This window comes from Hoeflea sp. AS16, assembly GCF_038900095.1.
In the GTDB taxonomy this organism is placed as follows: Bacteria; Pseudomonadota; Alphaproteobacteria; order Rhizobiales; family Rhizobiaceae; genus Hoeflea.
In genome coordinates this window covers 34,667-47,737 of the sequence record NZ_JBBMQQ010000006.1, presented here as the reverse complement: position 1 = coordinate 47,737, position 13,071 = coordinate 34,667, and the positions used below count along the sequence as shown (strand labels likewise).

The 13,071-nt window shown below is 57.9% G+C and carries 15 protein-coding genes; all 15 read left to right on the top strand.

Annotated features, from left to right (window positions below):
* The first annotated feature begins 2 nt into the window (after window positions 1-2).
* Complete coding sequence (gene flgC, locus WNY80_RS15345; protein ID WP_342888279.1) at window positions 3-428, top strand: flagellar basal body rod protein FlgC; 426 nt, start codon at window positions 3-5, stop codon at window positions 426-428.
* Window positions 425-760: a flagellar hook-basal body complex protein FliE gene (locus tag WNY80_RS15340; RefSeq protein ID WP_342888278.1), complete on the top strand. Its 336-nt coding sequence runs from the start codon at window positions 425-427 to the stop codon at window positions 758-760. Before flgC ends, WNY80_RS15340 begins: the two co-directional genes overlap by 4 nt.
* A gap of 10 nt (window positions 761-770) precedes the next feature.
* The gene (gene flgG, locus WNY80_RS15335; protein ID WP_342888277.1) at window positions 771-1,556 is read left to right on the top strand and encodes a flagellar basal-body rod protein FlgG; all 786 of its coding nucleotides are present in this window, start codon (window positions 771-773) and stop codon (window positions 1,554-1,556) included.
* A 21-nt stretch (window positions 1,557-1,577) separates the two neighbouring features.
* Entirely contained in the window at window positions 1,578-2,060 is a 483-nt protein-coding gene (flgA, locus tag WNY80_RS15330; RefSeq protein WP_342888276.1) for a flagellar basal body P-ring formation chaperone FlgA, read from the top strand.
* Window positions 2,057-3,256: a flagellar basal body P-ring protein FlgI gene (locus WNY80_RS15325; protein WP_342888275.1), complete on the top strand. Its 1,200-nt coding sequence runs from the start codon at window positions 2,057-2,059 to the stop codon at window positions 3,254-3,256. Before flgA ends, WNY80_RS15325 begins: the two co-directional genes overlap by 4 nt.
* Window positions 3,253-3,780 carry a MotE family protein gene (locus tag WNY80_RS15320; protein WP_342888274.1) on the top strand — a complete coding sequence of 176 codons (528 nt, stop codon included), beginning with the start codon at window positions 3,253-3,255 and terminating at the stop codon, window positions 3,778-3,780. The genes WNY80_RS15325 and WNY80_RS15320 overlap by 4 nt, the downstream gene beginning before the upstream one ends.
* Entirely contained in the window at window positions 3,777-4,481 is a 705-nt protein-coding gene (gene flgH, locus WNY80_RS15315; protein WP_342888273.1) for a flagellar basal body L-ring protein FlgH, read from the top strand. Before WNY80_RS15320 ends, flgH begins: the two co-directional genes overlap by 4 nt.
* An 11-nt stretch (window positions 4,482-4,492) precedes the next feature.
* Window positions 4,493-4,996: a flagellar basal body-associated FliL family protein gene (locus WNY80_RS15310; protein WP_342888272.1), complete on the top strand. Its 504-nt coding sequence runs from the start codon at window positions 4,493-4,495 to the stop codon at window positions 4,994-4,996.
* Window positions 4,993-5,730, top strand: a complete 738-nt coding sequence (fliP, locus tag WNY80_RS15305; protein ID WP_342888271.1) for a flagellar type III secretion system pore protein FliP — start codon at window positions 4,993-4,995, stop codon at window positions 5,728-5,730. The genes WNY80_RS15310 and fliP overlap by 4 nt, the downstream gene beginning before the upstream one ends.
* A 311-nt stretch (window positions 5,731-6,041) precedes the next feature.
* A complete protein-coding gene (locus tag WNY80_RS15300; RefSeq protein ID WP_342888270.1) occupies window positions 6,042-7,013 on the top strand; it encodes a flagellin in 972 nt (323 codons plus the stop codon).
* 264 nt (window positions 7,014-7,277) lie between these two features.
* The gene (locus WNY80_RS15295) at window positions 7,278-8,249 is read left to right on the top strand and encodes a flagellin (RefSeq protein WP_342888269.1); all 972 of its coding nucleotides are present in this window, start codon (window positions 7,278-7,280) and stop codon (window positions 8,247-8,249) included.
* Window positions 8,250-8,527: 278 nt separating this feature from the next.
* The gene (locus WNY80_RS15290; RefSeq protein ID WP_342888268.1) at window positions 8,528-9,499 is read left to right on the top strand and encodes a flagellin; all 972 of its coding nucleotides are present in this window, start codon (window positions 8,528-8,530) and stop codon (window positions 9,497-9,499) included.
* A 382-nt stretch (window positions 9,500-9,881) separates the two neighbouring features.
* The gene (locus tag WNY80_RS15285; protein ID WP_342888267.1) at window positions 9,882-10,856 is read left to right on the top strand and encodes a flagellin; all 975 of its coding nucleotides are present in this window, start codon (window positions 9,882-9,884) and stop codon (window positions 10,854-10,856) included.
* Window positions 10,857-11,163: 307 nt separating this feature from the next.
* On the top strand, window positions 11,164-11,781 hold the full coding sequence (locus WNY80_RS15280) for a hypothetical protein (protein WP_342888266.1): 618 nt from the start codon (window positions 11,164-11,166) through the stop codon (window positions 11,779-11,781).
* Complete coding sequence (locus WNY80_RS15275) at window positions 11,781-13,067, top strand: MotB family protein (protein ID WP_342888265.1); 1,287 nt, start codon at window positions 11,781-11,783, stop codon at window positions 13,065-13,067. The genes WNY80_RS15280 and WNY80_RS15275 overlap by 1 nt, the downstream gene beginning before the upstream one ends.
* Window positions 13,068-13,071: the final 4 nt, after the last annotated feature.

Sequence of the window (13,071 nt, the reverse complement as noted above, 5' to 3'; positions counted from 1 at the left end):
TTATGCCGGTTGATCCTCTTTCACTCGCCTCGCGCATTGCTTCGTCGGGTCTCACTGTTCAGGAAACCCGGATGCGTGTGCTTTCCGAAAACCTGGCCAACGCCCAGTCGACCGGCAACACGCCGGGAGCCGATGCATACCGCCGCAAGACGATCAGTTTCTCCTGGGAACTCGACCGCACCATTGGCGCCTCGCGCGCCGAAGTGGCGAAAATCGATGTCGACCCGGCAGATTTCACCATCGAGTACGATCCCGGCAATCCGGCAGCTGACAGCAAGGGCATGGTCAAGCTGCCAAACGTCAATGTGCTGATCGAGCTGGCTGACATGCGGGAAGCCAACCGGACGTATGAGGCCAACCTCCAAACCGTCAAGCAAACCCGGGAGTTGATTTCCATGACGATAGATCTGCTGAGGGCCAGTCAATGATTGACAAGATTTCTGGAATGTCTGCCCTGTCAGGGCTTGCGGGCCCGCGCGAGACGGATATGGCCAGCGCCGCAGGGATGTCGAACCTGACAGCTGCCGCGGTTGCGCCTTCGCCGTCTTCTTTCGCTGAAACCATGAAAAGTCTCGGCGAAGGTGTTGTCAGCAACCTGAAGGTTGCCGAAGGCCAGTCATTTGCCGCGATACGCGGCGAGGTGCCGACGCGTGAAGTTGTCGACGCCATCATGGCAGCCGAACAGTCGCTGCAGACCGCTGTCGCCATCCGCGACAAGATGGTCACCGCTTATCTCGAAATCGCACGTATGCAAATCTGAGGAACTCGCCATGAAGGCTTTGGCCATCGCAGCTACCGGTATGAATGCCCAGCAGCTCAATCTTGAAGTGATCGCCAACAACGTGGCGAACATCAACACCACCGGCTTCAAACGGGCCCGTGCGGAATTTTCCGACCTGCTCTACCAGGTCGAGCGCAACTCCGGCGTTCCCAACGCTTCCAACCAGGCGATCGTGCCTGAAGGCGCGCACATCGGTCTTGGCGTGCAGACGTCTGCGGTCCGTAACCTGCACATTCAGGGCAGCCTGGTCGGCACGTCCAACAAGCTGGATCTGGCGCTCGTCGGTCGCGGCTGGTTCCAGATCGAAACGCCGGACGGGGAAACCCAGTATTCGAGGGCTGGCGCCTTCAATACCAATGCCGACGGCCAGCTGGTTACCATCGATGGCTATGTGGTCGTTCCCGGCATCACCTTCCCCGATGAAACCAGCGAAGTTCAGATTTCCCGTACCGGCCAGGTGCTGGCCCGTGTCGGTGACGACGTCGAATTGCAGGATCTGGGTCAGCTGACCCTGGCCAACTTCGTCAACGAAGCAGGTCTGGAGCCTCTGGGCGACAATCTCTTCCGTCAGACGGTGGCATCGGGCCCGGCGATCATCGGCGCTCCGGCTGATCCCGGATTTGCCCATATCCAGCAGGGTTACCTGGAAGCTTCCAACGTCGACCCGGTCAAGGAAATCACCGACCTGATCTCTGCGCAGCGCGCCTATGAAATGAATTCGAAGATCATCAAGGCGGCGGATGAAATGGCGTCCGTCGTTTCCCAGAACCTCTAGGTAACAAAGGACAAGGCAGACATGACGTTTCGCCCAAATTTGCCTTTGCAAGGCCTCGTTCGCGCGGCCATTGTCCTGCTCGGTCTGCTCTGCGCCATGCCCATGGCGCAGGCCGGCCGCGGGACTGCGGTGGTTCCCGAACGAACCATTTACCCCGGCGAGGAACTCGCGGCGGAACTGCTCCGCGAGGTCGAGGTTACCAATCCGAACCTGCGCGGCGGCTATGCCGAAGTCACCAGCGAAGTGGTGGGCAAGGTGACAACCCGCACATTGCTGCCGGGCCGGACCATTCCGGTCGCGGCATTGCGCGATTCCTGGGCCGTGGTGCGCGGCAAGCCGGTTCAGCTGATATTCAGCGGCACAGGCCTGACCATCACGGCAACGGGGACTCCGCTTCAAAATGCGGCGATTGGCGATTTCATTCGTGTCCGCAACATTGAATCCGGTGTCATCATCTCCGGAACGGTGATGCAGAACGGCAGCGTTCGGGTGGCCGCGAAATGATCCGTAAACTTGCCAAGATAGTCAGCATCTGGATGGCCATGATTTGCCTGGCCGGCTCCGGCCCTGGTCCCGCAACGGGAACCGGAACCGGAGCAGGTTCCGTCGAGCAATTCGTATCCGGATCGGGCCTGAGTTTCATCCGGCCTGCCGGTGCCTCCTCGCGCATCAAGGATATTGCCTCTCTGCAGGCAGGACGCGACAACCAGCTCATCGGTTACGGTCTCGTTGTCGGATTGCAGGGCACGGGGGATGGCTTGCGCAATTCACCGTTTACCGAGCAATCATTGCGCGCCATGCTGCAAAATCTTGGCATTTCCACCGAAGGCGGTGCATCGCGGGTCAACAATGTCGCCGCCGTGATCGTTACCGCCAATCTGCCGCCTTTCGCCAGCCTGGGGTCGCGGATCGATGTGACCGTCTCCTCTCTCGGAGACGCGACATCGTTGCGCGGCGGTACGCTGGTGATGACATCGCTGTCGGGCGCCGACGGCCAGATCTATGCGGTCGCGCAAGGATCCGTGATCGTTTCTGCCGTTAACGCGCAGGGCGATGCAGCAACATTGCAGCAGGGCATAGCCACTGCCGGCCGGTTGCCCGGAGGCGCGATCATCGAACGCGAAATTCCGGCGTCCTTCAAGCAGGTCGACGGACTTGTCTACCAGCTTCGCAATCCCGATTTCACCACCGCGGTGGGAATGGCCGATGTCATCAACGCCTTCTCCGAAGCGCGTTACGGCACTGCCATTGCCGAGGCACGTGACTCCACCACGGTGGCGGTTCGCAAACCTCCGCGCGCTGACCTTGCCCGCTTGACGGCGGAACTCGAGGGCCTGGTCGTTGAAACCGACTCGCCGGCACGCGTGGTGGTCAATGAACGCACCGGCACAATCGTGATCGGCAATGACGTTCGCATCTCCAAGGTCGCCGTCAGCCACGGAACGCTGACCGTGCAGATCAATGAAACCCCGACGATCGTGCAGCCATTGCCGTTTACCGACGGGGTGACTGCGGTCGAACCGCTCACAGACATCACTGCTGGCGTCGAGGGCGGCCAGGTCGCCATCATCGACGGACCCAATCTCAGAACCCTCGTTGCAGGTCTGAATTCGATCGGGGTCAAGCCTGATGGCATCATCGCCATTCTCCAGGGCATCAAGTCCGCAGGGGCATTGCATGCTGAACTGGTGCTGCAATGAGCACAAACCGGAAGCTGACCTCCCGCAGATGGTCGCGTGGCGCAGGCGCCGCGCTGGTCGTCATGCTCGGCATGATCGCGCCCGGTGCCCTGGCACAGCAGGCGCCGGCGCAAAGTCTCGAAGACGAGATCCGTGCGTTTTGCGGCAACATTGCCGATGCCGCGCGTGATCAGCGCTATCTTCTGCAGAAGAAAGAACTCGAAGAGCTTCAGGCCGGCGTGGACGAAAGAATCCGCCTGCTCGAGGAGCGCACTGTCAAATACCGCGACTGGCTGAAGAAACGTGAAGACTTCATGCGCGTCGCCGATACACAACTGGTTGAAATCTACAAGAACATGGCGGCTGATTCCGCTGCCAAGCAACTGGAAATCGTCAAGCCGGGAATAGCGGCGGCAATCGTCATGAAGCTCAGTCCGCGGCTGGCGAGCCAGATTCTCAACGAGATGGATACCAAAAAGGCTGCGGCGCTTACCAGCATTCTTGCTGCTGCCGCAGCGCCCGAGCAACCCGAGGATCCGTCATGATTAGGGCCTTAGCCATTACCGTTCTTGCGCTCACCCTGTCCGGGTGCAGTTCGCAAACTCTCAAAGAGGTTGGCCGGGCGCCTTCGATGAGCCCTGTGGGCTCGGGTCTTGCCTATGGCGAGACCCCGCAGATGGCGGCCTATCCCAAGCAGCCGCCGGTGCGGTCGAGCAACTTCTCCCTGTGGGATGACCGCCGGTCGAAACTGTTCCAGGATGCCCGCGCGGTCAGTATCGGCGACATTCTTACCGTCGACCTTGCCATCAATGACAAGGCCAGCTTCGACAATGCCACCGACCGCAGCCGCAAGAATTCCAGCGGCATCAATGCGAGCCTCAATCTCCCGGTCATCTCGACGATCGGCAGCAATGACCTGACCTATGGTTCAGACACCTCGACCAAGGGCTCCGGGACCACCGAACGTTCCGAGAAACTGCAGTTGCGGGTAGCGGCCGTCGTCACCGGGATCCTGCAGAACGGCAACCTGGTCATCAGCGGCAGCCAGGAAGTGCGGGTCAACCAGGAACTCCGCATTCTCAACGTTGCAGGCATCGTGCGGCCCCTGGATGTGGATCACAACAACACCGTGGCCTATGACAAGATCGCCGAAGCCCGTGTTTCCTACGGTGGCCGTGGAAGGTTGACGGAAGTCCAGCAACCGCCGATCGGTCAGCAGCTTGTCGACATTCTCTCCCCAATTTGATGGCTTGATCCATGGCTGATTTTGACAGCGAAGAAGAAGACGACGGCAAGAAGAAGTCCGGACTTATCGTCACCATAGCGATTGTGCTGGTTCTCAGCCTGATCGCTGCGGGTGGCGGCTGGATGGTCGGCGGACTGATTGCGCCACAGGTGGATCAGCCTGAAATGGCCGCTGACGGCAAGGGCGACGGGGAAAAAGACAAAAAAGAGGACAAAGCCGAAGACAAACCTCGGGAAAACGTCGTCGCGCTGGATCCTATTACCACAAACCTGTCATACCCTTCTGACAACTGGATTCGAGTCGAAGTGTCTCTTGTGTTCACCAATGAACCCGACATTGCGCTTGCCGACCGGATCCACCAGGACATTCTTGCCTATCTGCGCACAGTCTCGCTTCAGCAGATAGAAGGACCGCGCGGCTTTCAGTATTTGCGCGAGGACCTGCGTGAACGTGTGAAGTTGCGGTCGGAAGGCCGCGTCAACGATCTCCTTTTGAGGACTTTTGTGATCGAATGATTCGATTTTTATCAGCCTTTGCAGCCATGATGGCTTTTGCAACGGCGGCCCACGGCCAGATCCTGGACCCCAATCTGCTGCAGGCGCCGGTCGACGGTTCGGTAGCGAGCTGGATCATTCGCACCTTCGGGCTGCTGACTGTCCTCTCGGTGGCTCCGGGCATCCTGATCATGGTGACCAGCTTCCCGCGGTTCATCATTGCCTTCGCCATCCTGCGGTCCGGCATGGGATTGGCCACCACTCCCGCCAACATGATCCTGGTCAGCCTTTCTCTGTTCATGACCTTTTATGTCATGGCGCCGACATTTGATCAGGCTTGGGAAAAGGGCATCAGCCCGCTTCTGGAAAACGAGATCACCGAGCAGGAAGCAATCGCACTGGTCGCTGACCCGTTTCGCGAGTTCATGCTGGTCAACACGCGTCCCAAGGATCTGACCCTGTTCATCGATATTGCCGATGAGCGTGGTCAGGCGACGGAAACCGAAGGCAAGATCGACATGCGCGTTCTGGTACCCGCCTTCATGATTTCCGAAATCAGGCGCGGTTTTGAAATCGGCTTCCTCGTGGTCCTGCCATTCCTGGTCATCGATCTCGTGGTGGCGACCATCACCATGTCGATGGGTATGATGATGCTGCCGCCCACGGCAATATCGCTGCCTTTCAAGATCCTGTTCTTTGTCCTTATCGATGGCTGGAACCTGATGGTCGGAAGTCTCGTGCGGTCCTTCATCTGAAAAACCCAACGCTGTTTCTCGCCCCGGTATCGATGATGCCGGGTGGCGAAGCCATGCTGTGCCAGACTGGTTAATCGGCCGTGCTGTCGATTTAATTCACGGTTAACTATGTTGAAATTACACGCTATTTTGGATTTCGATTAATCAAATTGAAAGCCATGGATGGGATTATGGTGCCAACATGACGGGGAGGAACACCTTTGCGAAGTCAGAGGGTTCCGACAGGCATGATGCCGAACCGCATGACCGGTAAATCCATAAGCCCGGTATGTCCCTCATCAGTATTGCGTAATTTTTAAAGGGACAATCCCATGACTAGCATCATGACCAACTCCGCAGCTATGTCTGCACTGGCCACTCTTCGTTCGATCAACAATGACATGGAAAGCACGCAGAACCGCGTCTCTTCCGGTTACCGTGTTGAAACGGCCGCAGACAACGCTGCTTACTGGTCGATCGCAACCACCATGCGTTCGGACAACAAGGCTCTCTCGACTGTTCAGGACGCTCTCGGCCTCGGCGCTGCCAAGGTTGACGTTGCCTACACGGGTATGAACTCGGCCATCGACGTGGTGTCCGAAATCAAGGCAAAGCTGGTTGCAGCCCGCGAGCCTGGTGTGGACAAGACCAAGATCGACAAGGAACTGACCGAGCTGAAGAACCAGCTGGTTTCGATCTCGGAATCGGCATCGTTCTCCGGTGAAAACTGGCTCAACAACGACGGTGCTGCTGCACTCGGCACCAAGGAAATCGTCGCCGGCTTCAACCGTGACTCCAGCGGTAAGGTCTCGCTGACCACGCTGGGCATCAACGCAAGCTCGACCACGCTGATTTCCAGCCAGGACGAAACCCTCGGTATCCTGACCAACGACGTCGATGCCGATGCGCTTGACCCGTCTGCAACCGGTACCGCTCGCAACTACTACCTGATCGATGCCGATGGCACCGCCGCCAGTGCCGGTTCGGGTACCGCGATCGCGTTGACCGCCAGCACCACCGACGCCCAGGTTGATGACATGATCCGTGTTGTCGACAAGATGCTCACCCAGATGACGGATGCTGCATCGAACCTCGGCGCCGTCAACAAGCGCGTTTCCATGCAGGAAGACTTCGTCTCCAACCTGATGGACTCCATCACCAAGGGTGTTGGCCGTCTCGTCGATGCGGACATGAACGAGGAATCGACCCGCCTGAAGGCTCTGCAGACACAGCAGCAGCTCGGTATCCAGGCTCTGTCGATCGCCAACTCGAGCTCGCAGAACGTGCTGTCCCTGTTCCGTTAAGGGAAAGTTAGTACTAATTTACAAATTAGTAACAAATCGAGGCGTCGGGAAGAGATTCCCGGCGCTTTTTCTTGATCTGAAAAATAGTTCAAATAAATAATTCGCGATTAAAGCTTCGGTAACCATGGTCCTGCATTTTGCTCCTCAGTAAATAGTGGGTCGCTGAACTGAAAAACAAAAAGGCGACGGGCATGATGCCTGGCCACTGTTACCGGTAACCGAGTCCGGTATGTCCCGCGTAACTTTGTCAAAAGGGACACTTCTATGACAAGCATCATGACCAACTCCGCAGCAATGTCTGCACTCGCCACCCTGCGTTCGATCAACTCCGACATGGAAACAACGCAGAACCGCGTTTCGTCCGGCTACCGGGTTGAAACCGCTGCAGACAACTCCGCCTACTGGTCGATCGCAACAACCATGCGTTCGGACAACAAGGCTCTTTCGACCGTCAAGGACGCTCTCGGCCTCGGCGCTGCCAAGGTTGACGTTGCCTACACCGGCATGAACTCCGCCATCGACGTGGTTTCCGAAATCAAGGCAAAGCTGGTTGCAGCCCGCGAGCCCGGCGTCGACAAGACCAAGATCGACAAGGAACTCACCGAGCTGAAGAACCAGCTGGTCTCGATCGCCGAATCGGCATCGTTCTCCGGTGAAAACTGGCTCAACAACGATGGCGCTGCTGCACTCGGCACCAGGGAAATCGTTGGCGGCTTCAACCGTGACGCCGCCGGTCTGGTCTCGATCACGACGCTGGCCGTCAACGCCAGCTCGACCACGCTGATTTCCAGCCAGGACGAAACCCTCGGTATCCTGACCAACGACGTTGATGCCGATGCGCTTGACCCGAACGCAACCGGTACCGCTCGCAACTACTACCTGATCGATGCTGACGGCACCGCTGCCAGTGCCGGTTCGGGTACCGCGATTGCATTGGCAACCGGCACCACCGACGCCCAGGTTGACGACATGATCCGTGTTGTCGACAAGATGCTCACCCAGATGACGGATGCTGCATCCAACCTCGGTGCCGTCAACAAGCGCGTTTCCATGCAGGAAGACTTTGTTGCCGACCTGATGGACTCGATCACCACCGGTGTGGGCCGCCTTGTCGATGCGGACATGAACGAGGAATCGACCCGCCTGAAGGCCCTGCAGACACAGCAGCAGCTCGGTATTCAGTCGCTGTCGATTGCCAACTCCAACTCGGAAAACATCCTGCAGCTCTTCCGTTAAGGAACGCGACAGGTTCGATCCAAGAGTTGAACCAACGGAACGCCGGGGAGAGATCCCCGGCGTTTTTGGTTTTCGTGCCGCCGGTAATCGATCCCAAAAAAATTCGAATTAGCTGAATCTGATTAAGTCTTCAGTAACCATAATCTGTGATTTTCACTCTCAAGAAATGGTGGGTCGCAGATTGTTAATGACCTGAAGCGACGGGCATGATGCCTGGCCACCGTTGCCGGTAGCAGAGTCCGGTATGTCCCGCGTAATTTGTCAAAAGGGACACCTCAATGGCAAGCATCATGACAAACTCCGCAGCAATGGCTGCACTCGCAACCCTTCGTTCCATCAACTCCGACATGGAAATGACGCAGAACCGCGTTTCGTCCGGTTACCGGGTTGAAACGGCTGCAGACAACTCTGCCTACTGGTCGATCGCAACCACCATGCGTTCCGACAACAAGGCGCTCTCGACCGTCAAGGACGCTCTCGGCCTCGGCGCTGCCAAGGTTGACGTTGCCTACACCGGCATGAACTCCGCCATCGACGTGGTTTCCGAAATCAAGGCAAAGCTGGTTGCAGCCCGCGAGCCTGGTGTGGACAAGACCAAGATCGACAAGGAACTCACCGAGCTGAAGAACCAGCTGGTCTCGATCGCTGAATCGGCATCGTTCTCCGGTGAAAACTGGCTCAACAACGACGGTGCCGCTGCACTCGGCACCAAGGAAATCGTTGGTGGTTTCAACCGTGACTCCGCCGGCTTGGTCTCGATCACGACGCTGGCCGTCAACGCCAGCTCGACCACGCTGATCTCGAGCCAGGACGAAACCCTCGGCCTCCTGACCAACGACGTTGATGCCGATGCGCTTGACCCGAACGCAACCGGTACCGCTCGCAACTACTACCTGATCGATGCTGACGGCACGGCTGCCAGTGCCGGTTCGGGTACCGCCATTGCATTGGCCACCGGCACTTCCGACGCCCAGGTTGATGACATGATCCGCGTTGTCGACAAGATCCTCACTCAGATGACGGATGCAGCATCCAACCTCGGTGCCGTCAACAAGCGCGTTTCCATGCAGGAAGAGTTTGTTGCAGACCTGATGGACTCGATCACCACTGGTGTGGGACGTCTGGTCGATGCGGACATGAACGAGGAATCGACCCGCCTGAAGGCCCTGCAGACGCAGCAGCAGCTCGGCATTCAGTCGCTGTCGATTGCCAACTCCAACTCGGAAAACATCCTCTCGCTCTTCCGTTAAGAGCGACCAGCCCCGGGGCCGCCACAAGGCGGTCTCCGGTGGTGGATTTCGCAAGGCCGCATCGGAAACGATGCGGCCTTTTCTGTATTCGGCAGTTCTGGTCTAAGCGGTTTTGCCGCGTTCTGTGTGCGTTGCGGTAACCTGTTGAATTTGCAAATTTCCAAATGTGCTAAAAAAGCAGTTTCTTTAAAAAGCTGGAACTTTTCATTAGTAGATTTAGGGGTTGAATTAACGCCCTGTTAACCATAAACGTTTACTCCTTAGTTACCGACGGTGAACCGGCAAGAGTGAAACGCACTCAAAACCGGTTGCATGAAGCAAGTTCATCGTAACCGGAATCGTGGCCGGTATGTCCCTGGGCAATTTTAGGGGGCATTTAAATATGACCAGCATCATGACCAACGCAGCCGCGATGGCTGCACTGAAGACTCTTCGTAGCATCAACACCGAAATGCAGATGACACAGGCGCGGGTATCCTCGGGATATCGCGTTGAAACAGCCGGCGACAACGCGGCTTACTGGTCGATCGCAACAACCATGCGGTCCGACAACAAGGCTCTTTCCACCGTGAAGGATGCTTTGGGGCTCGGCGCCGCGAAGGTGGACATTGCCTACACGGCGATGAACAGCTCCATCGACGTCGTTTCCGAAATCAAGGCCAAGCTTGTGGCAGCCCGCGAGCCTGGCGTCGACAAGACCAAGATCGACAAGGAACTGACCGAGCTGAAGAACCAGCTTCGCTCGATTGCGGAATCGGCATCGTTCTCCGGTGAAAACTGGCTCAACAACACCGCCACCGCTGCAGCAGGCACAAAGTCCGTGGTCGGTGGTTTCAACCGCGACGTCAATGGCCTGGTCTCGATCACAACGCTCGACATCAACGTCACCAGTCTGACTATGGTCGGAGCCGTCAACGAAAGCCTCGGTATCCTGACCAAGGACATTGATGCAGATGCGCTTGACCCGAACGCAACCGGTACCGCTCGCAACTATTACCTGATCGACGCCGATGGCACTGCCGCAACCGCGGGTTCCGGCACAGCCATTGCCTTGACCGCCAACACCACCGATGCCCAGGTCGATGACATGATCAGGGTGGCGGACAAGATCCTGACCGAGATGACGGACGCGGCATCCAATCTCGGCGCGGTCAAGAAGCGTGTCGAGATGCAGGAAGACTTTGTCGCCGATCTGATGGACTCCATCGATCAGGGCGTTGGTCGATTGGTCGATGCGGACATGAACGAGGAATCAACGCGATTGAAGGCGTTGCAGACACAGCAGCAGCTGGGCATTCAGTCGCTGTCGATCGCCAACACCAACTCACAGAATATTCTCTCCCTCTTCCAGCAGTAAGCCTGGCGCGCCCCGCCAAGGGGCGCATGGAGTGAAGCAATTCTACCGTGCCGCCGGTCAACGGACATGGTGGATTGGCTGGTCCGCGCCAAAATTGCCCTTGGTGCGGACCGGCACCTAATTCGTGTGTGGGACGACATTTCTCATCAGGTCGGGCAGCCTGAGGTCATTCTCACACAAGTTTAACTCTCTAGGTTTCTCACGCGCATGAAGGCGCAGTCGGATTCCACAGTCCCCGCCTTCTGAATTTGAAGGGAAAGACATTGATCCGGCTATCGTCAGCAATCGCCACCAATCGGAGAGGCTCATGACGGCCAGTTTCGCACGGTATCTTCCTGATTTCGAATTCACTGACATGAGCGGGTTTCACGCTGACCAGCATGTGAATGACGATGAAAAACCCGTGGCATTGCCACATATAGACACAGAGAGCATTCGCGCCGAGGCCAGGGCTGAAGGCGAAGCGAAAGCCCGGGCAGAGCTGACGAAGAAATTCGAAGCCGAGCATCTCGCCATAGAAAACCTCCACGCAGCCGAACTGGAAGCATTGCGGGTGGAACTGGAAACGAACGCCGCCAAGACCATCCCGGATGCCATTGCCGCCAGAAGCGCGGAAATCGCTGAGCTGATTGCCGGCGATGTCGAGGCCGTGTTGAAGCCGTTGATCGACGAGGCGGTGCGAAAGCGCGTTCTCTCCGGCCTGTCCGACGAGATCCGCAAGATCCTCGCGCTCGACAATGCCAGCCAGATCCGGGTGACCGGTCCGGAAGCGCTCGTCAACGCCTTCCGGGAGCAGATAGGTATAGACGCCGACCGGATGACCATCGAGGAAACCGACGGATTTGACATCGAGATCGAAGTCAACCGCACCCAGTTCGCCAGCCGCTTGTCCGACTGGTCCCAAGCCCTTGCCGGGGTTCTCTGATGGCAGAAGGCGACTCAACACACCAAGGCAAGAATGAAATCATCATCGTCAAAAGGCGTGGTGGTGGTGAAGACGATGGCAGCCATGGTGGTGTTTGGAAGATCGCCTACGCCGACTTCATGACAGCCATGATGGCCTTCTTCCTGGTCATGTGGCTGGTCAATGCCGCCAACGAGGAAAGCAAGGCATCCGTCGCGAGTTACTTCAACCCGATCAAGCTGATGGACGACAAGCCGACCGACCGCGGCATCAAGCAGGTCGGCAACACCCAGGACGGTGAGGCCAAGGCGCCGAAATCCAAGACCGACGGTGACGGGAAAACTGACGGACAGGGCGCCGATGCAGGCAACCAGGAAAACGCTTCGGCGGGCGAAAAGCAGGACTATTCGGAATCCGACTATTTCGAAAACCCGTTCTCGGTTCTGGCCGAAATTGCCCAGGAAACCGGAACCCAGTCCAACATCTCCGAAAAGGGCGACGGCGGAGCCGCCCAATCCGGACCGTCTACGGGCGCTTCCGGCGGCGACGCCTATCGCGATCCGTTCGATCCGGATTTCTGGTCGAAGCAGGTCGAGCAGGACAAGAAGTCCCTGCAAGACACGCAGTCGATGGTCGAGTCCGAAGACAATCTGAGAAACATACCTCCACCTGACGCTGTTGATGATTTCGGCCTGCAGGATGATCCTTATGCCCAGGCCGGCAACTTTGGCGGCAAGACGCAGGATGGACCGCAGGGCAACAAGGCTTCCGAGATCGCCGGCGAGGGCGGTACCGGCAAGGAGACAGAGCAGGCAAAGGCCGAGCAGGCGAAGGCAAAGATCGAAGCCGAAGCCGAAGTCCTCAAGCAGGAAATCGCCAAGGCGCTCGGCGGTGGGGTCGGCAAGCTCGCCGAAGGTCTCACGGTGACGCCTGCCGAGGGTGGCCTGCTGGTCTCGCTTACCGATCAACTCGATTTCGGCATGTTCAATGTCGGCTCGGCTGTACCCGGACGGGATCTCGTGGTCGCGATGGAGAAAATCGGCGAGTTGCTGGCAAAGCGCCCCGGAGCGATCGCCATCCGCGGTCACACCGATGCCCGGCCCTATACATCCGGCAATGATGACAACTGGCGCCTGTCGACTGCGCGTGCGCATTCCGCCCTGTTCATGCTGGTTCGCGGCGGTGTGCCCGAAGAACGCATCACCCAGGTCACCGGCTTTGCGGACCGCCGTCTCAAGGATCCGGACAATCCCTATTCCGAGGTCAACCGCCGGATAGAGATTCTGGTTGAGGCCAAAGGGAGCTGATGGT